Genomic DNA, 21,399 nt, shown 5'->3' on the forward strand with positions numbered 1-21,399 from the left:
GCGTGCGGTCACCCCTCGCCCGCCACCAGCCAGCCCACCTCACACCGGAGCCATCAATTCTCCGCGGCCTTCGGTGTCAGGTCGGCCAGCAGGCGGCGCTTGCTTTCGGCCAGGGTGGTGCGCATCTCCTCCACCAGATCCGGCGGCGCCTTCAGTGGCGAGCCCGCGTCGAACGGGGGCTGCGGGTCGTATTCCATCCCCAGCTGGATCCGTTGCGCGACGCGGTCGCCCGCCAGTTCCTGCGCCAGCCGCAGGCCCATGTCGATCCCCGCCGAAACGCCCGCCGCCGTGATGATGCGCCGCTCCGGGTGCACGATCACGCGCTCGTGGTCCGGATCGGCGCCGAACGCGGCCAGCTCGTCGTAGGCGACCCAGTGCGTCGTCGCGCGCAGGCCCTTCAGCAGGCCCGCCGCCCCCAGCAGCAGCGCGCCGGTGCACACCGACGTCGTCCACTGCGTCCGCGGGTGCACCTCCCGCAGCCACTCGATACACGGGTCCCCCACGATACTCATCCGCCGCGTCACGAAACCGCCCGGCACGATCACGATCTCCGGGTCCCGGTAATCGTCGAACGTCCTCGTCGCCGTCACCGCCAGCGCGCCACAATCGTCCACGACCGGACCCGCTTTCGCTGCCACAAAAGAGATTTCCCGCCCCGGCAGCATCGCCATCACCGCATACGGTCCCAGCGCGTCGAGCGCCGTCATCTTGTCGTAGACCACCACCGCGATCTTCATTGTCCGTCCTTCGCTCGTGCGGTCGCGATCACCTGCGCCGCGATCTTTTCCCGGCCCTCCAGCAAATCCACGCTCACCACGTCCAGCAGTTCCGCCACCAGCGCGTGCCCTGCCTGTTCCGCGCCCCACGTATCGATCTGCGGATCCGGCACCCGCCCGGCGAGCGCCAGCGCGGCACGGTAGGCGTCCCGGGCGACCGCACCGTCCACCACGCCGCTCACCGATTCCAACTCGGCCGCGGTACGCGCGGCAGCCACGACCCCGTCACCCACCGGCAACGTCCACGTGTCACGCAAATCCAGTTCGCCGAGCACCGCCAGTACCCGGTCGTTGTCGGCGGCCCGCGCGACGGTGACCCGCACCCCCTTGCCGTCGAACAGCCGCGGCACCAGGCCCCGCTGTTCGAGCGCCTGTGCCAGCCGCGCCGCACCGGAACCCGCCGGCAGCCACAGGAAATTCGCCTGTGACCATCCCAAACCCAGCCCCATCGCGCGGATCGTCGCGGCCATCCGCTCCCGCTCGGCCACGACGCGCTCGGCCCGTTCCCGGACCTGCGCGGCGTGGCGCACCGACTCGATCGCCGCGACCTGCCCCACCGTGCCGATGTGGAACGGCGTCGACAGCGCACCGACCCGGTCGACGATGGCGGGATGGCCCAGCAGGTACCCGATCCGCAGCCCGGCCAGACCGTGTGCCTTGGAGAACGTCCGCAGCACCACGACGTTGTCGTAGCGGTCGATCAACGCCGCCCCCTGGTCGATATGGCACGCCGTCACGAAATCGGCGTAAGCCTCGTCGACCACGACAATGCAGCCTTCGGGTACCCGGCTCGCGATCCGCGCCACCCGGTCCGCACCGAGCGCGCCGCCGGTCGGATTGTTCGGACTGGCAAGGAAAACCAGCCGAGTCTCCGGCCGCAACCCGGCGACGAGCGTGTCCACATCCGGCACCGTGGCCGGCATGTCGGCGACGTGGACCGACGCGCCCGTCCACGTCGACATGATCCGGTAGAGATCGAATGTCGGGCCCGGCACCAGAACCGCGGAATCCCCACGCAACTCCGATCGCACCAGCTGCGCCAGGATCCCGCCCGAACCGGCTCCGACGGCAACGCGGCCGGGGTCCACTCCGTGATAAGCGGCGATTGTGGCGCGCAGTTCCGTCGCCCGTAGATCGGGATAGCGGTTCGCGCCGTCGTCTCCGGTGACGGCCCGCAGGATCGCGTCCCGCACCGAGGGCAGCGGCCCCCATGGCAGCTCGTTCGACGACAGCTTCACGACGTCGGAAATCCCGTACTGCTGCTGGATTTCGGCCGCGGACCGGCCCGCGCGGTAGACGAGGCTCATCGCACCGGGTCCAGGTTTTCGGCCTTGAACTTCTCCAGGAACCGCAAGTGATCGGACAGGGTTTCGTTGCCGATTCCCTTGCTGCTCACGGCAAGGTGGCTCACGCCGAGCTTCGCCCACTCGCGGCATTCCTGCCCCCACTGTTCGGCGGGCATCCGGCTGGTGACCAGCCGCGCCTGGATCCCGAACGCAGCGGGATCACGGCCGTGGGACTCGACCAGCGACCGCACGCGTTCGATCTGCGGCCCCAGCTCCGCGGTGAACGTGCCGCCCGGGATCCAGCCGTCCGCCAGCCGCGCGACCCGGTCGATCGCCGGTTCGGCCGGGCCGCTGCCGAGCCACAGCGGAACCGGCTCGGTGGGCCTCGGGTTGATACCGGCGTCGATGATCGTGTGGAACTCGCCGTCGACCGTGGTCGTGTGCTCGCCCCACAACGCGCGCAGGACCGAAATCTGCTCCTCGTAGCGGGCCGCGCGCCGGCTCCACGGGACGCCGAGCGATTCGTACTCGACCTTGTTCCAGCCGAGGCCGACCCCGAGCCGCAGCCGGTTTCCGCTCAACAGAGCCACTTCCGCGGCCTGCTTCGCAACCAGCGCGGTCTGCCGTTGCGGCAGGATGAACACACCGGTCACGAACTCGATCGAGATCGTCACCCCGGCCAGATAGCCGAACAACACGAACGGTTCGTGAAACAGGTTGTCCGCGTCGTAGGGACCGGTCCAGTCCGGCCGCGTCCCGCGCCCGGCGCCGAGCACGTGTTCGTACTGCAGGATGTGGTCGTAGCCAAGGCCTTCCACCGTCTGCACGAAGTCGCGGAGGTCACCGGGGTGCGCGCCGACCTCGTCATGCGGCAGCAGTGCGCCGATCTTCACTGTCAGCTCCTTTTCAGCGGCTCGAGTGTCCGCGGGAACAGCGACCGCCGCGTCGGCGCGGAAATCGCGGCGGCCGACATCGGGACGTCGACCACCGTCGGCACCGGATCGGCCATGAATTCCTTGACGATGCCGTCGATATCGCGGGGATCGGCGAGGGTGTGCGCGGTCATCCCGAGCGCGCGGCCCAGCGCGGCGAAATCCGTGCGGTGGAACCGGGCCAGCTCGCCGTCCGCGCCCTTGAAGTTCAGCTTGTGGATCTCGGACCCGAACCCGCCGTCGTTCATCACCAGCACCAGGACCGGCAGCCGTTCCACCGCCAGCGTCTGCAGTTCGCCCAGATGCATCAGCAGGCTGCCGTCACCTTCGACGAGCACGAGCGGCGTTTCCGTACCGACCGCGACGCCGATCGCGGTCGGCAACCCGTGCCCCACCGCGCCGAATCCGTAGGCGTAGGTGAACGACGCGGGGCCGGGGCGGGTCAGCCCCATGGCCGCGAACGACCAGAAATGCCCGACACCGAACACGGCGCCGACCGCGGGCGGCAGGGTTTCGTCCAGGACGCTGATGACCTCGGCCGGATCCACGGTGCCCGGTTCGGGCTGGATCGGCGGCACATCGGGAATGGGGTCGGCCAGCTGCGCGCGTATCAGCTGGGTGCGCAGCCCCGCGGCGCGATAGCCCCGCTGGTCCAGTTCCGTGTGCAGCGCGCGCACCCCGAGCCGGGCGTCGGCGTGCACCACGACGGAGTCGAGGATGACGCCTTCGTTCTCCAGCCTCGGTTGCGCGTCGATCCGGATGATCCGCTTGCCGTGCAACAGTGCACCATTGTCGGTGGTGAAGTAGCCCAGCGACGCGCCGACCGCGACGACAAGATCCACCTCGCGCACGATTTCCTTGGCAGCGGCCGAAATCAGGCCGCCGACGAGGCCGACGTCGAACTCCTCACCGAGGAACAGGCAATTCGCCTTGAGGGTGGTGCCGAGTACGGCGCCGATCGTGCCGGCCAGCTGGACGATGTCCTCCCGCGCGGCCACGGCGCCCTGCCCGGCGAGGATGAGCGGCCGTTCGGCGGTCATGATCTCGTCCGCCGCGAGCACGATCTGGTCGTGATGAGATATCACCGGCGGCGCGCTCACTCGCACATCGGCCGAGCGCCGGTACGGGTGCGGTGGCCGCCACGGCACTTCCTGCAGGTCGTACGGGATGCTGAGGACGACCGCCGTCCGGTCCCGGTATGCGAGGGAGAACGCTGAGCGGATCGTCTCGAACAGCTTGCCGGCGTTGCGCAGCGGCAGATAACGCGCCCCGGTGGCCTGGACGAAACCGGCCGTGTCGCCCTGCTGCGGGTTCCACGCCATGCCGGTGGGGATCTCGCCGGCGAAGACCACCAGCGGTGTCCGGTTGCGCACCGCCGCGGTCAGCGCGGTCGAGATCTGCGAGACGCCGGGCCCGCACGTGACCGAGGCGACCCCGACCCGGCCGGTCGCCCTCGCCCACCCGTCGGCCATCGCGACGGCCGCGTTCTCGTGGCGCACATGCACCAGCCGGATCCCATGCCGCGCGGACATGTCCGCCAGCGCGAGCATGTTCCCGTCGCCCATCAACGCGAAGACGACGTCGGTTCCCTCACCGGCGAACGCGTCCCCGATCGCCTGGTACATCGCGGGATCGGTGTTCGGCGCGCCCACGTCAGACCGCGCTGACCCGCGCGCCGTTCTCCGTGCCCTTGCGGTGGATGAAGCCGCCGTCGTCGGCGCCGGTCTCCCACGGCTTGGCGCCGTCGAGCACCTCGCCGGCCCAGGGCCGCCAGCGGCGGATCCGGAACTTCCACTCCCCCTCGACCCGCACGATGGTGTCGACGTAATAGCCGACGAAAACCAGCGAGTGCTCGTTTTCGATGCGGCGCGGCGCGAAACACATGGACTTGACCACGACCTTGTCGGGTCCGTCGCTGTCGTAGACGGAATTGCCGACCCAGTGCTGCAGGCCGCGGGACCGCGGTCCCTGCTTGACCTCGCGAGCGAGCTCGCGCAGCTCGTCCGGGCCGGTGTAATACCCGCCCATGCCGTCGAAAACGCCGTCCTCGGTGAACAGGGCGACGTACTCGTCGAAGCTTCCGGTGTCACCCGCCCACGCATAACGCGCGAACAGTTCGGTGATCTCCGCGCGATCCTGCGCGGAGACGGAGGTGCCTGCCATGGTCACAGCCTTTCTGGGAAATGGTCACGCCGACCAGGGTGCGGGGAGAACGATCGAGGGTTCCAGTTCAGCCGCGGACGTCACGCCCAGCACGGCCAGCGCGATGTCCAGCTCCTTGAGGTACAGCTCGACGCTGTGCCGCACCCCGTCGGCGCCGCCCACGGCCAGGCCCCACAGCAGGGGCCGTCCGATGAGGACGGCATCGGCGCCCAGCGCCAGCGCCTTGACGATGTCGCTGCCGCGCCGGATCCCGCCGTCCACAAGGACATCGACGCGACCGGCGACCTGCTCGACGACGGCGGGCAGTGCCGATGCGGTGGACAACACCGTGTCCAGCTGCCGGGCGCCGTGGTTGGACACCACGATCCCCGCGGCCCCGGCCTGGATCGCCAGTTCCGCGTCGCCCGGTTCGAGCAGGCCCTTCACGATCACCGGCAGCGGCGAGGACGTCACCAGCTCCGCGACGTCCTCCCAGGTCTGTGCGGGTTCGAGGCTGCCGGGCGCGAGATCGGCGAGGTTGGGTGAGCCCGGCCGCGCGAACTGGGCGCGCATCGAGCGGTCCCGGCGCCCGGCGACCGGCTGGTCCGCGGTCAGCACCAGCGCCTCGAAGCCGCCCCGCACGGCCCGGTCGACGAGCCGCTGGGTGATGTCGCGGTCGGGAAAGATGTGGATGTGCATCCAGCGGGTGGTATCGGCCGCCTGCGCGGCGACGTCGTCGGCGTGCTGGGACGCCCAGCAGGACATCGTGTAGATGCCGCCGGCCGCGCCGATTCCCTGGGCGGCGGCGATTTCGCCGCCGGGGTTGGCCAGGGTTTGCCACGCCATCGGCGCCATGATCACCGGATGCGGGCGGCGGACCCCGAGGATCTCCACGGAAAGGTCGCGTTTGGACACATCGACCAGCACCCGCTGCCGCAATGCCAGCCGCTGCCACGCGACCACGTTGTCCGCCAACGTGATCTCGTCACCGGCGGCGCCGGCGAAGTACCGCAGGACACCGTCGGGCAGTACCTCGGCGGCTCGTTCCGCGAACTCGGGGAGGGTCAGCGGTAAGGTCGATGTCATTGCGGCACTCCAACCTCGTCGCGGAACCGCTGGAGCAGTTTCAGGTGTTCGTCCACTGTGGACGCTCCGCTCCAGATCGTGGAAAAGCAGAAGTGCGTGAAACCCATCTCGAGGTAGCGCCGGTAGTGCTCCACCCAGACGTCCGGACCGCCCTGGCGGGCGGAAAGCCGTGCCTGCAACCCCATTTTCCCCGGATCGCGGCCGGCTTTCCCGGTCAGTTCGCGCAGTTTCTCGACCTGCGGCGCGACGATGTCCGGCTCGCGCGAATCGGGCATCCACCCGTCGGCGAGCCTGGCGACCCGGTCGAGCACCGAGTCCGCCCGTGAGCCGTACCAGATCGGGATGGGCCGCTGGACCGGCAGCGGGTTGAGGCCCGCATACGTCACGTCGTGCCACTTGCCGTGGAAATCGACGACGGGCTCGGTCCACAGGTTGCGCAGCAGCTCGATCTGTTCCTCGATGCGCTGTCCGCGCCCACCGAACCGCTCGCCGAGCGCCTCGAACTCCACGTCGTTCCAGCCGATCCCGACGCCGATGCGCAACCGTCCGCCGGTGAGCAGGTCGACTTCGGCCGCCTGTTTGGCCACCAACGCCGTCTGGCGCTGGGGCAGGCAGAGGATTCCGGTGACCAGCTCGATGGTGGAGGTGACCGCGGCGAGGTACCCGAACAATACGAAGATCTCGTGAAACCGGTCTTCGGAATCGTGGAACTCGTTCCAGCCAGGCCGGTGTGCCGCGCTCGCCCCGAGCACGTGATCGTAGGTGAGCAGGTGATCGAACCCCATGCCTTCGACGGCCTGGACGTAGTCGCGGGTCGCGATCGGGTCGAGTTCCAGGTCGCTCTGCAGGAACGTGGTACCGATGCGCATACTCAGCCCGCTTCCCGTCGCACCGCGGCGACCAGTTCGATCTCCACCGACATGTCGGCGGGCAGCGAGGCGACGCCGATCGCCGACCGGGCGTGCTTGCCCGCGTCACCGAACACCCCGACGAGCAGATCGGACGCCGCGTTGATCACGTCGGACTGGCGCGAGAAACCCGGTTCACAGCTGACGAAACCGACGACTTTCACGATCCGCTCCACTGTGGACAGTGAGCCGAGTGCGGCGGACAGCGCGCCGAGCGCGTTGACCACACACAGCTGGGCGGCCGAGCGGGCGTCCTCGATCGACACCGCGGCCCCGACCGGTCCTTTGTAGACGATCTTGCCGTCCTTTGCCGGTGGCTGACCGGAAACCCACGCCAGCCCGCCGTGCACGACCACCATTTCCAGCGGTCCCGGGCGCGCGGGGAAGGCGGCGAGCTCGTGACCGAGGCCGGCCAGTTTGGCTTCCGGCGTACTCATTTACTGCTCTCCTCGTAGGTCGGCCGCACGACGGCGACATCGTCGGGAATCCCGATCCGGGAGACGCCGCGCGCCCGGTCGGCGGGGTTGAGCGCACCGTCGGAGCCGGCGTCGGTGACGAGCCTGCCACCGAGATACACGCGGCGAAGCTCGTCCAGTGCACCGATGTCGTCGAGCGGATTTCGGGCCCACACCGCGAAATCGGCCACTTTGCCGGGCTCGATCGTGCCGATCCAGTCGTCGGCCCGCATCAGCCGCGCGCCGTTGATCGTCGCGGCGCGCAACGCCTCGGCCGCGGTGAGCCCGACGTCCACCAGCCGCTGAATCTCGCGCAGGCCACTTTCGGCGATCGGGTACTTGTCACCGCCGCTGCAGATCGTGATACCGCTTTCCTTGGCACGCAACACAGTCTCGCGATGCGCGGGAGCCAGCCGGGACGCCTTGGCCCTGGTCGCGTCGGGCCACATGTGCTCGCAGGCGAACTCGTCGTCGTGCGTGACGCCGATTGTCGGCACCAGGAACGTGCCGCGCTCGGCCATCATGTCGATCGTCTGCTCGTCGAGGTCGTAGCCGTGTTCGATCGCGTCGATCCCGGCGTCCAGTGCGTCCCGTGTCGCCTGGCCGCCACCGGCGTGCGCGGTGACCTGCCTGCCGCGGCCGTGGGCGATGGTGCAGATCGCCGCCACTTCTTCTTTCGTCAGCTGCAGATCGCCGACTCCCTCACCGGCCTGCATTCCGCCGGTCACCACGATTTTGATGAGATCGACGCCCATCGTGATCTGCTGGCGGGTCTGCTTCATCGCCTCGGTCGTGCCGTCGATCTCGATAGCGTCCCGCACGTACTGGTATTGCTTGGGCCCGCGGTTGAGGTGCCCGCCGGTGCAGCGCATCAGATGCCCGGCACCGAAAATGCGCGGCCCGGTGAACTGACCGGTCGCGAAGGCGTCGCGCCAGGCGAGGTCGATGTACTCGGCCTCACCGGTGACGCGCACCGTCGTGATGCCGACCCGCAGCGCGTCGATGGCGTTCTGCCCCGCGCGGATGCTGCGCCGTGCCTGGGTTTCGAAGAAACCGTAGTTCGTCGGGTCGGGGATGAGCAGGCCGAGATGCGCGTGACAGTCCCACAATCCCGGGGTGACCCACCCGCCGCCGAGATCGACGACCCGCGCGTTCCGGTCACGCCCGCCAGGTGCCCGGCCCACGGCGGTGATCCGCCCGTCCTCGACGTGGATCTCCGCGCCGCTCAGCACATCCCCGTTCTCGACGTCGATGACCGAGCAGTTCGCCAGCACGAGCGGGGTCACCGGTGCACGTTCCGTCATCCGCTCACCCCGACATTCGCCAGGCACGGGAACCCGCCGAGGCACGGGGAGAACCCGCTGATCTTCTTGCCGTACGCGATGATCTCCAGTGGACGGATCACCACGATCGCCCCGAGCGGGTCGGTGACCAGTTCCTTCGAAACCGACTGCAGCTGGCTCCCCTGTGTCGCCGGATCCGCCGAACTCCTTGCCGCGTCGACGGCCTTGTCGACGTCGGGGCTGCTCAGGTTGCCGGGGTTCGTGGTGCCGCCGGGGCCGAAGACCCGGGCCACACCGGTGGCGAGGTCGAACGGGGTGAAGAAGCCGGTCACCGTGGATTCGAGTGTCTTCTTGACCCACATGCCGTCCGAGACCGCATAGCCCGCCGACGGGATGTCGATCTTGAGCTGGATGTTGAGCTTGGCGAGCTGGGCCTGCATCGCTTCGGTGAGCGACTTGTAGGCGGGCGCGATCGTCGTCGTCAGCGGGAATCCGCCCGCGTAGCCCGCCTGTGCCATCAGCTGCTTGGCCTTCTCGAGGTCATAGGGTGCCGTGACATTGCCGCCGTGACCGATCGTGCCCTCTTGGAACACCTGGCCGGAGATGTCGGCCTTGTCGAGGTACAGCGTCTTCGAGATGGCCGCCCGGTCGAGTGCCAGGCTGATTGCCTGCCGTACCAACGGGTTCTTGTACGCGGGCACGTGATCGGGGTTGACCTGCAACGCGATGTACTTCACGCCGGGCGCGTCCATGGTGTTCAGCTGACCCGCCTGCGCGTCGGCGATCTGCGACGGATCGATCTGGGCCGCGTCGTCCCGGCCGGTGCGCACCGCGTTGAGCCGGGCTGTCGCGTCGGGGATGAAGTCGATCGTGACGTTGTCCAGCAGCACCGATTTGGCGTCCCAGTAAGCGGGGTTCTTCTTCAACGTGATGGACACGCCGGGCTTGTAGGCGTCCATTGTGTACTGTCCAAGACCGACCGGGGCGTTCACGAGCCCGTCGAAACTCTTCGGCGACGCCATCATGCCCGCGCGGTCGGCCAGGTCCATCACGATCAGCGCGTCCGGTTTGGTCAGCGTCAGCTTGACGTGCGTGGGATCGAGAACCGCCGTGCTCTGCAGGCTGGTCAGCAACGCGGCCGTCGTCGAGGACGGGAGCGTCTTGGACCGGTCGAGGTTGGCCTTGACCACGTTCGCGTCGAACGGCGTGCCGTCGGGGAAGGTCAGGCCCTCGCGCAGGGTCAGCGTCAGCGTCTTGAGGTCGGGAGAGAACTGCCACGACGTGGCCAGCCCCGGCGCCGGCTTTCCGCCGGCGTCGACGTGGACCAGGGTGTCGTAGATCAACTGCAGGATATTGTAGTTCGGGCCGCCCGAGGTCAGCGCCGGGTCGAGCTTGTCGACCGCGAGGTAGTAGGCCAGCCGCGCCGAACCACCGGGCTTGGGCGCCGAGGTGGACGTGCCGGTACCGGCGGTGTTCGCGCCGCCGCACGCCGACAGCGTGAGGACCGCGGCGAGGGCCATGGACAGGAACGCCAGATGCGCCGGTCGTGCCGAGCGGGCTGATGAGAACACCGCTACCTCCGGGGAGTTTGATTTCAAGTATTTTATCAATTATCTGGCCAGACCGCGACGGCGTTTCCGAACCGTTGCGGCTAGCTCTCCGGCGTCGTCAGCAGGTGACACGCCGCGGAACCACCGCCCGCGACCGGGACCGGCGCCGGTTCGACGTTCCGGCAGATGTCCATCACGCGCGGGCACCGGGTGTTGAACCGGCAGCCCGCCGGGACATGCCGCGGATCGGGAATGTCCCCACCGAGGATCACGCGCTCACGATGCCGCTGCGCCCGTGGTTCGGGCACCGGCACGGCCGACAGCAACGCCTGGGTGTAGGGATGCGCCGGTGCCGCGAAAAGCCGCTCGGTCGGGCTCTCTTCGACGATGCGACCGAGGTACATCACGATGATGCGGTCCGCGATATGCCGCACCACCGCCAGGTCGTGCGAGATGAACAGATACGACATCTCGAGCCTGCGCTGCAAGGTTTCCAGCAGCGCGACGATCTGGTTCTGCGTCGAGACGTCCAGCGCCGAAACGGCCTCGTCACAGATCAGCACATCCGGTTCGACGGCGATGGCCCGCGCGATGGCGATGCGCTGCCGCTGCCCGCCGGAGAACTCGTACGGATACCGGTCCAGGAACGCCGGGTTGAGCCCCACCAGCCGCATCAGCTCGGCGGCCCGATCGGACCTGGCCCTGCGGCCGGAATCGGTGTGCACCCGCAGCGGCTCCGTGATGATCGTTTCGATCGTCATGCTGGGGTCCAGCGACGAGAACGGATCCTGGAACACCATCTGCACCCCGCGCCGGTACCCGCGGAACCGCCGGTCGGACAGCGCACTGATTTCGGTGCCGTTGAGCACGACCCGGCCCGCTTCCGGTTTGACCAGGCGCATGATCGCCCGCGCGGTGGTCGACTTGCCCGAACCGGATTCACCGACAAGGCCGAGCGTCTCCCCACGATCGAGGGTGAACCCGACGTGGTCCACCGCGCGGACATTTGCCTTGCTGCGCAAGGGAAGTCCGCGAACGGGGAAGCTCACGCTCAGGTCCGACACCTCGAGTCGCGTGGTGCCCACCGGGGCGGCCAGTTCACTGGTGGTCATGGCGCGCCCTCACTGTGCCTGTCGTTGACAATCCGACCGCAGTCACGGCTGTCCGCGTGGCGTAGCCCGGCTTCCGGTTGATCACGGGCGGCCTACATTCGGTCGGATTGCCAAGTGGAGTTCGTCGGCACGGATACATCGGTGCTGTTCCCCTTCCGGACCCGTGACCAGTGCGACCGTCTCGTGCGCGCAGGCCTCGACGGCGAACGGGCAGCGCGGCTCGAACCGGCACCCGGTCATCGCGGCCGGATCATCCGGCGGCCGGCCGGGGATGGACACCAGCGGCCCCGATATCCGGTCGATCGTCGGCGTCGCCCGCAACAGGCCACTGGTGTAGGGCTGCCGTGGATGCGCGAAGATCTCCTCGACGGTGTTGTGCTCGACGACCTGTCCCGCGTACATCACCACGACGCGATCGCACACGTCGGCCACCACACCCATGTTGTGCGTGATGAACACCAGCGCCAGCCCGAGTTCCCGCTGCATCCGTTTGAGCAGCTCGAGAATCTGGGCCTGGATCGTGACATCGAGCGCCGTCGTGGGTTCGTCGGCGATGAGCAGCCGTGGATCGGACGCGATCGCCAGCGCGATCATCACCCGCTGCCGCATCCCGCCGGACATCTCGTACGGGTAGCTCTTCGCCCGCGACGCCGCGCCCGGAATGCCCACCAGATCCAGCATTTCCACGGCCCGCTTATGCGCATCGGCACGCGAGCAACCGCGGTGGCGCCGGACGCCTTCCGCGATCTGCGCCCCGACCGTGAACGCGGGGTTCAGGCTCGTCATCGGCTCCTGGAAGATCATGCTCATTTCGTTGCCGCGCAAGTCTTCCAGCTCGGAACGGCGCAGGCCGACGAGTTCCTTTCCGGCGAGCTGGATACTGCCCGAGCCGACCTTCGACGTGCGTTTCGGCAGCAGCCCCAGCACCGCGAGACTCGTGATCGTCTTGCCGGAGCCGGATTCACCGACGATGCCCAGTGTTTCGCCGGCGTGCACATCGAAACTGACGTCGTCGACGACCTTGCGCCAGCCGCCGCCGGACAGCAGTTCCACGTCGAGATCGCGCACCCGCAGGGTCGGTTCGGTCATCGTCGCGACTCCCGGCCGATCGAATCGCGGATCCCGTCCCCGAACAGGTTCAGCGCGAGCACGGTCAGTGCGATCGCGGCACCGGGAAACAGGATCAGCGTGGGTGCCTGGCTGATCCGGCTGAACGCGTCCCCCAGCATCGTCCCCCAGCTGGCATCCGGTGGCCGCACGCCGAGGCCGATGAAGCTCAGCGAGGCTTCGACAAGCATCGTCGCGCCGGCGAGCAGTGACGTGAAGACGATCAGCGGCGGCAGCACGTTCGGCAGGATGTGCCGGAAGATGATCACCGGGGTCGAGGTCCCGATACTGCGGGCGGCCTCCACATAGGTTTCTTCCTTGATGTGCATGGTCGTGCTGCGGACCAGCCGCAGCACCCGCGGGGCGACGATCACGCCGACCGCGAGCATCGCGTTGGTGACCCCGGCCCCGGTCACGCTGATCACGCCGATCGCGAGCACCAGCGCGGGAAAGCTCATCAGCGCGTCGGTCAGCGCCATGATGACCTGATCGACGCGGCGGCCCAGATAACCGGCGGCAAGACCGGGGATCACGCCGATCACCAGCGCCGTCGCGGTGGCCACGCCCGCGGCCTGCAACGAGACCCGGCCCCCGTACAGCAGCCGGGAGAACACGTCACGGCCCAGCAGATCGGTGCCCAGCCAGTGGCTTCCGCTCGGCGGCAGCAACGACGCGCTCAGGTCCTGCGCCAGCGGATCGTACGGGGCGATCAGCGGTGCGAGCACACACGTGACCAGCACCAGCAGCAGGAAGATCAGGGCACCGACGGCGAGCCGCTGACGCACGAACCGGCGCAGGAACCGGTATCGCACGCGCCGCGCCGGAACCCCGCCGTCATCGCCCGTGCCGGCCAGCGCCGCGTAACGGTCCCAGGCGTCGACCGTGGTTTCCGGTCCGGCTCCGATGGCCGGGTCGTTTCGCAGTGTCACGTCGCACGCACCCGCGGGTTGAGGTAGCCGTAAGCGATGTCGGTGAGCAAGTTGACTCCCATCACGATCAGGGCGGTCACCATGACGACGGCCTGAATGACCGGCAGGTCCTTCTGTCCCACCGCGGAGATGGCGAAACTCCCGAGCCCCGGCAGGTTGAAGATCTGCTCGACGACGAGAGAACCACCGAGCAGGAACGAAACCTGGAAACTGAAGATGGTGAGAATGGGGGCGCCGGCGTTCTTCAGCGCGTGCTTGAGATTGACCTTGTGCGAGCGGATGCCGATCATCCGCGCGGTCCGGATGTAGTCCTGCTGCAACGTTTCCGACAGCGCGCTGCGGGTGTGCCTTGCCAGTTCCGCCGCCGCCGCGAGGCCGAGGGTCACCGCGGGCAGTGTGATGTGCTCGAGCCAGCCGCCGGGGTCGGTCGTCCACGGCACGTAGCCGACCGCGGGCAGCACGTTGAGTTTCAGCGAGAACCCGATGATCAGCAACAGCCCCAGCCAGAAGGCGGGCATCGCGATACCGACCGTGCTGAGCGCGGTGATGGCCCGGTCGAGCACCGTGCCGCGGTGCGTCGCCGCGAGAATACCGACCGGAATCCCGATCGCCAGTGCGACCACGAGTGCGGCCACCGTCAGCGAGAGGGTGACCGGGAAGCGTTCCTGGATCGAGGACACAACCGAGGTCTGGTCGTACAGCGAGGTGCCGAAACGGCCCTGCGCCAGCCCGGAAATCCAGTGCCAGTACTGCTCCCAGACCGGCTTGTCGAGGCCGAGCTGGCTGCGGATCGCCGCGACCTGTGCGGGATCCGCATCCTGGCCCGCGATCGCCGACGCCGGGTCACCGGGAATCAGGTAGACCAGGCCGAAAGCGCCGATCGAGACCAGGAACAGCAGCGGGACCATCCGCGCGACGCGCCACGCCGTCAGTCTCAGCATCGCTCACCCACCGTCCAAAGTGCAGTCCGGTCCGCCGCTGGCCGAACCGGAGCCGCACGGTGCACACTGGGACACCGTTTTGGCCTGCCGGGTCGGTTGGTGCGGTTCAGCATGAACTCGGGCTGACCACATGTCAATGTCTTTTGATCTTTGATATGTAATCCAAGCACTCCCACTGCGTTGATCCTCGCGCATCGCCAGAGATTTGACAACAGATCAAATCTGGCCTTAACGTTCCCGCAACAACCTCGATCGATGGGACCCCCGTCATGGAAATGACCGGCGGCGAGGCCCTGGCCCGCCAGCTCGTCCTCGAAGGTGTCACCGATGTGTTCGGCGTCCCCGGTGCCCAACTGGACTGGGCTACCGACGGACTGGCACAGGTGGCCGGCAAGATCCGCTTCCACAACACCCGGCACGAGCAGGCGACGACGTATCTGGCCGACGGTTACGCGCGGGCGAGCGGCCGTCCCGGGGTGGCGATGGTGGTGCCCGGCCCTGGGGTGCTGAATGCGCTGTCGGGTCTGGCGACCGCGTGGGCGTGCTCGTCGCCGGTGCTGCTCATCGCCGGGCAGATCCCGTCGCACACACTCGGCCGTGGTTTCGGGATGCTGCACGAGATCCCGCGCCAGTCCGAGATCATCGGTGCGCTCACCACGTGGCAGCGGCTCGCCCGCCGCCCGCAGGACATCCCGCGGCTGGTCCGGGCGGCGTGCACCGAGCTGGCGACCGGACGTCCGCGCCCGGTGGCGCTGGAGATCCCGCCCGATATCCTGCAGGCCACGGCGGAGGTCGAACTGTGCGCGCCCGAGCCGGGTTTCGACGGGCGGATCCACCCCGATCCGGCGGTCGTGGAGCAGGCCGCGGCCGCGCTGCGCGGGGCGGCTCGTCCGGTGATCGTCGCGGGCTGGGGGGTGCAGGCGGCGAACGGGTCGGCGGCGGTCACCCGGCTCGCGGAGACCATCGGTGCGCCGGTGGTGACGACCCTGAACGGGCGTGGCGCGATCTCCGACCGCCACCCGCTCGCCGTCATGCCCACGCCGGGGGTGGACATCCTCGCCGAGGCGGATGTGGTGGTCGCGATCGGCACGCGGTTCATGTTGCTGTCCGGCGATCCGGTGCCGGTCGCACCCGGGGCGCGGGTCATTTCGGTCAACGCCGACCTCGACGATTTCGCGGCACCACGGCCGGTGGACGTCGCGGTCCAGGCCGATGCGGCACTCGGCGCGGAAGCCATCGCCGAGGCCTACGGTGCCCCGGCCGACACCGGTCCCGCGCGGGAACGGGTGGATGCGGCGCGGCGCGGCGCCGAGGCCCGATATGCCGCGGTCACACCGCAGGCGGAGTACGCGAAAGCCTTACGTGCAGCCATTCCCGATGACGGGATCCTGGTGAACGAACTGACTCAGGTCGGGTATTTCGCCAATGCCGCGTATCCCGTTTACCAGCCGCGGACGTTTCTTACACCGGGGTACCAGGGCACGCTCGGCTACGGTTTCCCGACCGGCCTGGGCGCCAAGGTCGCGCGGCCGGATGTGCCCGTCGTATCGATCAGCGGTGACGGTGGTTTCGGCTGGAACCTGCAAGAACTGGCGACGGCGCGGCGGTTCGGTATCGGGCTGGTGGCGGTGGTGTTCGTGGACGGGCAGTTCACCAACGTCAAACGCCTGCAGCAGGCCAAGTTCGACGGCCGGGTGATCGGCTCGGACCTCACCAACCCGGATTTCGCCGCGCTGGCGGAAGCCTTCGGCGTGACCGCCCGCCGCGCCGACTCCCCGGAAACCCTGTCCCACGAACTACGGTCGGCGATCGCCGCCGATGAACCGGCCCTGATCGCCGTCACGGTCGGGACGATGGCCGACCCCTGGCCGCTGCTCCCCACCCGGCCGGGCTGACTCCGGTCGGGTGGCATGGCCCACCGCCGCCCGCCGGAGCACCACTCACCCGGCCCCGCACAACAGCCACTCACCCGGCCATGCGGCGGACAGCGCCGAAGGGCACACCCGTCACGGCGCGGGCGCCGATACGAGCTACTCCGCCGCCGCGCGGGTTGCGGCCTCCTCGGCGCGTGCCACGGCCACCGCACCGTTGTGCATCACGTGGTCGTACATCAGCTGGCCCGCGGTCGCCGCATCGCCGGCGCGGATCGCGTCGATGATCGCGGCGTGGCCGAGGACCTCCCGGTCGGCCTTGCGGATACTGCGCAGCTCGGAGTTGAGATTGACGAACGGCGCCGACGCGCGCAGGAACCGCACGAGCAGCCCTGACTCGCCTGCGTCGTTGATGCGCTGGTGGATCGTGTGGTTCACGCTGCGCGCGGTGACCGCGTCGCGCGCCCTGATCGCCTTCCACATCTGCTTGTCCAGCTTCTCCAGCTCGTCGAGCTCCGCGCCGGAGAGGTTTTCGACCGCACGTTCGGTGAGCGTCCGCATGATGAACGCGTGCATCTCGAACACGTCCGCGACGTCGGTCGGGGTCAGCTCGACCACCTGGAAACCGCGATGCACGTGGCCGGTGACCAGCCCCTGCCGCTCCAGGATGGCCAGCGCCTCTCGCACCGGAGTCGTACTGACGCCAAGACGTTCGGCGAGAGGCACGAGCCGGAGCGAGCCCGGTTCGCGATGCTCGCCGGCAACGATTTCGGCCCGCAACGTGTCAGCGATCTGGTCGCTGAGCTTGACCGGCCCTACCGAGTCCACCACGAACACGTTGTGCCACACCGGGACCGCACTGTCAAACGCCCACGCCGGAAAACGGCCGACAGTGTTCCGCTGATTTAATATTTGGTTTAAGATTAGATATGCTTCGACAAGACGCGCTCTACCTCGGCGGCGAGTGGATTCCATCGGCGGCACCCGGGCGAATCGAGGTGGTGAACCCGGCGGATGGCAGCGTCGTCGGCGCCGTCCCGGCCGGTGCCGCATCGGATGTCGACGCCGCCGTCGCGGCAGCCAGGGCCGCGTTTCCCGCCTGGTCGCACACCGACCCCACTACGCGCCTGGATTACCTCGACCGGATTCACGCGGGCATCACCGAACGCGCCGAAGAGATCGCGGCCCTCATCTCCCGGGAAATGGGCTCGCCGTTGTGGTTTTCGCGCGCGACCCAGGTCGGCTCGTCACTGGCGGTGCTGGCCTCGATGCGGAGCTCGTTCGAAGCCATCCCGCTGGAGGAGGAGATCGGTTCGGCCGTGGTGGTCCGCGAACCGCTGGGAGTCGTCGGTTGCATCACGCCGTGGAACTACCCGCTGTTCCAGATCACGCTCAAGATCGGGCCGGCGCTGGCGGCCGGCTGCACGGTGGTCGTCAAGCCGAGCGAACTGGCCCCGCTGAGCGCGTTCGTCCTGGCCGAGATCGTGGACGCGGCTGGGCTCCCGCCGGGCGTGGTGAACCTGGTTTCCGGCACGGGAGCCCCGGTGGGTGAGGCGCTGGCGGGCCACCCCGGCATCGACATGGTGAGCTTCACGGGGTCGACCCGCACGGGCTCCCGCATCGCCGCGCTGGCGTCGCAGACCATCAAACGGGTCGCGCTGGAACTCGGGGGCAAGTCGCCCTTCCTGATACTTGATGACGCCGACCTGACGAAGGCCGTCCCGCACGGGCTGGGGAAATGCTTCGGCAACTCCGGTCAGACCTGCGTCGCGCTGACCCGGATGCTCGTGCCGCGCGCCCGGCTCGGCGAAGTCGAGGAGCAGATCGCCGAGCGGATAGCCGAATTCCCCATCGGGGACCCGCTCGCCGAGGGCACCCGGCTGGGCCCGCTGGTGTCGCAGGAGCAGCGCGCGAAGGTTATCAAGTATATCCAGAGCGGCGTCGCGGACGGGGCGCGGCTGCTGGCCGGCGGCGCCGACGTGCCGCCGGAACTGGGGCAGGGTGCCTATGTCGCGCCGACCGTTTTCACGGACGTGAAGCCCGATATGCGGATCGCGCGCGAGGAGATTTTCGGGCCCGTGCTGTGCGTGATCCCGTTCGAGGACGACGAGGACGCGATCCGCATCGCGAACGACACCACCTACGGGCTTTCAGCCGCCGTGTGGTCCAGCGACCCGGCGCGCGCCGACCGCGTGGCACGTGAACTGCGCGCCGGATCGGTGTTCGTCAACAATGCGCAGATGGACCTGCTGGCCCCCTTCGGCGGCTACCGGCAATCCGGTATCGGCCGGGAGATGGGCCGCTACGGTATCGAGGAGTTCTTCGAGCTCAAGACCTTGCGCTCACGGGCCGCGTAGCGGTGTTCACGGGCGGAGCACGGCGATGACCTGCTCGACGGCGCGGCGGTTGAGCGCGCGCAGGGCCGCCGTGCTCACCCCGGCCGCGTGCGGGGTCAGCACTACCCGCCCGGTTGCGACGAGGCCGGAAACCGTTGCGGCGCTTGGTGGTTCCTCGCTGAACACATCGAGCGCCGCAGCGCCGAGTTCGCCCGTGCGCAGTGCCTCGATGACGGCGTTCTCGCTGACCACTCCGCCGCGCGAGGCGTCGATGAGGATGCCGTCCGGCCCGATCCGCTGGAGTTCGTCGCGGCCGATGAGGCCGCGCGTCGCGTCGGTCAGCGGCAGGTGCAGGCTGACGATGTCGCTGCCGTCCAGCAGCTCGTCGAACGACGTGGCCGTCACGCCAGGGACCGGATCGGCGTAGGGGTCGAAACCCAGCACCCGCATCCCGAACGTCGCCGATGCGACGTGCGCGAGGCCGCGCCCGATATGGCCCAGCCCGACGACACCCAGCGTGCGACCGGTGAGCTGGTGCGAGCGCCCGTCCGCGAATCGCGCGCGCCAGTCCCAGGTGCCGTCGTCGAACCGGCGCGCGGCGAAGGCGAACCGGCGGCTCAACCCGATCATCGCCCAGATCGCCCACTCGATCACGGCGTCCGGCGCGGCACCGGCACCGCTGACCACCGTGATCCCCCGTTCTTCTGCGGCCCGTAGATCCACGTGCTCGGTTCCCGCGGTGACGGTGGCGATCACCCGGAGCCGGGGTGCCCGCGCCAGCAACGCCCGGTCCACCACGGTGGGCCACACCGCGATCAGGCCCTCGGCCTCGGTCAGCTCCTCCAGCGCACCGATCCGGATCCGCGCCCGCCCGGCCAGCCAGCGCTGGGCATCCGGATCGGACAGGTTCCGGCTCAGCACGACGATCGGGGCACCGTCCATTGTGGTCACTCGGTCCTTTCGGCATACGGTTGCACCGACAGCTCGTCCAGGCGCCCCGTCGTCGTGAGGCTCACGACGATCGCCTCCGCGACTTCCCCGGGCGTGAGTGAGCGCCGGCCGGCCAGCAAACCCGCGGCACGCCACCGGGTTACGTAGGAGGCGAACTCCTCGGGCGGGAAATGTGCTTCGAAACCGGTGCGGGTGGGGCCGACGACCAGCCGCGTCACCCGCAGCGCGGGGACTTCCGCCCGCACCCCGCGCACGAGTTCCTCCAGCCCCGCCCGCGCGCACGCATACGGCACCATGCCGGGCCACGGCCTGCCGACCATGGTCGAGCTGAGCACGACGAACCGGCCGTCGTGCTCCAGCAGCGGCGGGATCGCCGCCCGCAACGTCTGTGCCGCACCGACCAGCACGGTGCCGAGAACGTCTTGCCACAGCACGGAACCGGCGGCGGTCAGCTCGGCCAGTGGCGAGATCCCGGCGGCGTAGACGACCGCGTCGAGCCGCCCGAAGCGTTCGAGCACCGCGCCCACGGCGGCCGTGCACTCCTCCTCGGCCCTTACGTCGCAACGGATTCCGAGCCCGGCAACCTCCGCGGCGAGGTCACGGGCGAGGTCGTGCCGCCGTCCGGCCACGGTCACGTCGGCGCCGCGGGCGGCGACGGCACGCACGGTCGCGAGCCCGATCCCGGCGGTGCCGCCGACCACCAGAATCGAGCGGCCCGCCAGGTCGTTCACCGGATCGCGACCGGCGACAGGAGCCGGTCGTATTCGGCGAGCAGTCCAGGATCCGGGGTCAGCTCGGCGGCCTTGACCGTGTCGCTCAGCTGCCGTTCGGACGAGGCGCCCACGACGACCGAGCTCATCCCCGGGCGTTCCAGTGCCCACACCAGCGCGAGCTGCGCGAGCGAAATGCCGGCGTCATCGGCCAGCGCGCGGGCCGCGTTCACCGCGCCCACGGTGTCCTCGTTGAGCAGCCGCGCCATCCAGCGTCCCTCCGGCTTGGTGGCGCGCGAGCCGGAGGGCAGCTCGGCCGCGCTGGTATACCGGCCGGCCAGCACCCCCATCGCGAGCGGTGACCACGCCAGCTGCCCGAGTCCGGCCTTCCGGCACTCGCCGAACACGCCGTCCTCGGGTACGCGATACAGCGCGGAATACTGCTCCTGATCGCTGATCGGTAACGCCCAACCTCGTTGCGTGCACAGGGAAACCGCGTCGGCCACCCCTGACGCGGGCCAGCTGGTCACGCCCCAGTAGACGATCTTGCCGAGCCGCACCAGGTCGTCCATGGTGCGGCAGGTCTCGTCGAGCGGGGTGTCGGGTTCGAAACGGTGGCACTGGTAGAGGTCAACGTGATCGACACCGAGCCGGCGAAGCGACGCGTCGCACTGCTCGACGATGTGCTTGCGGGACAAGCCCTGGTTGTTCGGCGGCTCGCCGATGGGAAAGGACACCTTCGTCGCGAGCACATAGGACTCGCGCGGATACCGGCTCAGGGTACGGCCGACGAGCTGCTCACGATGGCCGTCCTGGTAGAAGTTCGCGGTGTCGAAGAACCGGACGCCGGCGTCGTAGGCGTGTTCCAGGATGCGGGCCGCGTCGGCGTCGTCCTCGGCCGCGGCCGGCCACGAACCGAAGCCGATCACTGAAACCTCGAGCCCCCACCTGCCGACGCGACGGAACTTCATCGCTTCACTCTCGGCATTATTTGATTTATTGTCAAGCTTCTGCGGGAAAGGGT

Annotated in this window: 20 protein-coding genes; 2 read left to right on the forward strand and 18 right to left on the reverse strand. The window is 68.9% G+C overall.

Features of this window, described 5'->3' with window-relative positions:
• Positions 1-53: 53 nt before the first annotated feature.
• From GKO32_RS26930 to GKO32_RS26995, 14 genes are all read right to left on the reverse strand, one after another.
• Entirely contained in the window at positions 54-737 is a 684-nt protein-coding gene (locus tag GKO32_RS26930) for a DJ-1/PfpI family protein (RefSeq protein ID WP_154759710.1), read from the reverse strand.
• Complete coding sequence (locus GKO32_RS26935; protein WP_166459748.1) at positions 734-2,083, reverse strand: pyridoxal phosphate-dependent aminotransferase; 1,350 nt, start codon at positions 2,081-2,083, stop codon at positions 734-736. Before GKO32_RS26935 ends, GKO32_RS26930 begins: the two co-directional genes overlap by 4 nt.
• On the reverse strand, positions 2,080-2,955 hold the full coding sequence (locus GKO32_RS26940; protein ID WP_208024556.1) for an LLM class F420-dependent oxidoreductase: 876 nt from the start codon (positions 2,953-2,955) through the stop codon (positions 2,080-2,082). The genes GKO32_RS26935 and GKO32_RS26940 overlap by 4 nt, the downstream gene beginning before the upstream one ends.
• Positions 2,956-2,957: 2 nt before the next feature.
• The gene (locus GKO32_RS26945; protein ID WP_154759713.1) at positions 2,958-4,646 is read right to left on the reverse strand and encodes a thiamine pyrophosphate-binding protein; all 1,689 of its coding nucleotides are present in this window, start codon (positions 4,644-4,646) and stop codon (positions 2,958-2,960) included.
• Between the two features lies 1 nt (position 4,647).
• Complete coding sequence (locus tag GKO32_RS26950) at positions 4,648-5,157, reverse strand: nuclear transport factor 2 family protein (protein WP_154759714.1); 510 nt, start codon at positions 5,155-5,157, stop codon at positions 4,648-4,650.
• A 24-nt stretch (positions 5,158-5,181) separates the two neighbouring features.
• Positions 5,182-6,222, reverse strand: coding sequence for an alpha-hydroxy acid oxidase (locus GKO32_RS26955; protein ID WP_154759715.1), 1,041 nt, complete (start codon positions 6,220-6,222; stop codon positions 5,182-5,184).
• Complete coding sequence (locus GKO32_RS26960) at positions 6,219-7,091, reverse strand: LLM class F420-dependent oxidoreductase (protein WP_154759716.1); 873 nt, start codon at positions 7,089-7,091, stop codon at positions 6,219-6,221. The genes GKO32_RS26955 and GKO32_RS26960 overlap by 4 nt, the downstream gene beginning before the upstream one ends.
• 2 nt (positions 7,092-7,093) lie before the next feature.
• Positions 7,094-7,567 carry a RidA family protein gene (locus GKO32_RS26965; protein ID WP_154759717.1) on the reverse strand — a complete coding sequence of 158 codons (474 nt, stop codon included), beginning with the start codon at positions 7,565-7,567 and terminating at the stop codon, positions 7,094-7,096.
• The gene (locus GKO32_RS26970) at positions 7,564-8,889 is read right to left on the reverse strand and encodes an amidohydrolase family protein (protein WP_154759718.1); all 1,326 of its coding nucleotides are present in this window, start codon (positions 8,887-8,889) and stop codon (positions 7,564-7,566) included. Before GKO32_RS26970 ends, GKO32_RS26965 begins: the two co-directional genes overlap by 4 nt.
• The gene (locus GKO32_RS26975) at positions 8,886-10,439 is read right to left on the reverse strand and encodes an ABC transporter substrate-binding protein (protein ID WP_154759719.1); all 1,554 of its coding nucleotides are present in this window, start codon (positions 10,437-10,439) and stop codon (positions 8,886-8,888) included. The genes GKO32_RS26970 and GKO32_RS26975 overlap by 4 nt, the downstream gene beginning before the upstream one ends.
• Before the next feature lie 80 nt (positions 10,440-10,519).
• Positions 10,520-11,530: an ABC transporter ATP-binding protein gene (locus GKO32_RS26980; protein ID WP_154759720.1), complete on the reverse strand. Its 1,011-nt coding sequence runs from the start codon at positions 11,528-11,530 to the stop codon at positions 10,520-10,522.
• A gap of 81 nt (positions 11,531-11,611) precedes the next feature.
• Entirely contained in the window at positions 11,612-12,619 is a 1,008-nt protein-coding gene (locus GKO32_RS26985; protein WP_154759721.1) for an ABC transporter ATP-binding protein, read from the reverse strand.
• Positions 12,616-13,566 (reverse strand): ABC transporter permease, encoded by a 951-nt coding sequence (locus GKO32_RS26990; RefSeq protein ID WP_208024557.1) that lies wholly within the window; start codon positions 13,564-13,566, stop codon positions 12,616-12,618. The genes GKO32_RS26985 and GKO32_RS26990 overlap by 4 nt, the downstream gene beginning before the upstream one ends.
• Positions 13,563-14,507, reverse strand: coding sequence for an ABC transporter permease (locus GKO32_RS26995; RefSeq protein WP_154759722.1), 945 nt, complete (start codon positions 14,505-14,507; stop codon positions 13,563-13,565). Before GKO32_RS26995 ends, GKO32_RS26990 begins: the two co-directional genes overlap by 4 nt.
• A gap of 275 nt (positions 14,508-14,782) precedes the next feature.
• On the opposite strand from GKO32_RS26995, the gene GKO32_RS27000 reads away from it, so the two are divergent.
• On the forward strand, positions 14,783-16,402 hold the full coding sequence (locus tag GKO32_RS27000; protein WP_166459746.1) for a thiamine pyrophosphate-dependent enzyme: 1,620 nt from the start codon (positions 14,783-14,785) through the stop codon (positions 16,400-16,402).
• Positions 16,403-16,537: 135 nt separating this feature from the next.
• Here the strand turns inward: GKO32_RS27000 and GKO32_RS27005 are convergent, their stop codons facing one another.
• Positions 16,538-17,206 (reverse strand): GntR family transcriptional regulator, encoded by a 669-nt coding sequence (locus GKO32_RS27005; RefSeq protein WP_166459749.1) that lies wholly within the window; start codon positions 17,204-17,206, stop codon positions 16,538-16,540.
• A 101-nt stretch (positions 17,207-17,307) separates the two neighbouring features.
• On the opposite strand from GKO32_RS27005, the gene GKO32_RS27010 reads away from it, so the two are divergent.
• Entirely contained in the window at positions 17,308-18,735 is a 1,428-nt protein-coding gene (locus GKO32_RS27010; RefSeq protein ID WP_154759724.1) for an aldehyde dehydrogenase family protein, read from the forward strand.
• Positions 18,736-18,741: 6 nt separating this feature from the next.
• Here GKO32_RS27010 and GKO32_RS27015 read toward each other — a convergent pair whose 3' ends face one another.
• Genes GKO32_RS27015 through GKO32_RS27025 form a run of 3 tightly spaced genes read right to left on the reverse strand, consistent with a single transcriptional unit; the run spans position 18,742 to position 21,346 of the window.
• Positions 18,742-19,656, reverse strand: coding sequence for an NAD(P)-dependent oxidoreductase (locus GKO32_RS27015; protein ID WP_246244766.1), 915 nt, complete (start codon positions 19,654-19,656; stop codon positions 18,742-18,744).
• A 5-nt stretch (positions 19,657-19,661) separates the two neighbouring features.
• Positions 19,662-20,396 (reverse strand): SDR family NAD(P)-dependent oxidoreductase, encoded by a 735-nt coding sequence (locus GKO32_RS27020; RefSeq protein ID WP_154759726.1) that lies wholly within the window; start codon positions 20,394-20,396, stop codon positions 19,662-19,664.
• Positions 20,393-21,346: an aldo/keto reductase gene (locus GKO32_RS27025; RefSeq protein WP_154759727.1), complete on the reverse strand. Its 954-nt coding sequence runs from the start codon at positions 21,344-21,346 to the stop codon at positions 20,393-20,395. Before GKO32_RS27025 ends, GKO32_RS27020 begins: the two co-directional genes overlap by 4 nt.
• Positions 21,347-21,399: the final 53 nt, after the last annotated feature.

This window comes from Amycolatopsis pithecellobii, assembly GCF_009707865.1.
Lineage (GTDB): Bacteria > Actinomycetota > Actinomycetes > Mycobacteriales > Pseudonocardiaceae > Amycolatopsis_E > Amycolatopsis_E pithecellobii.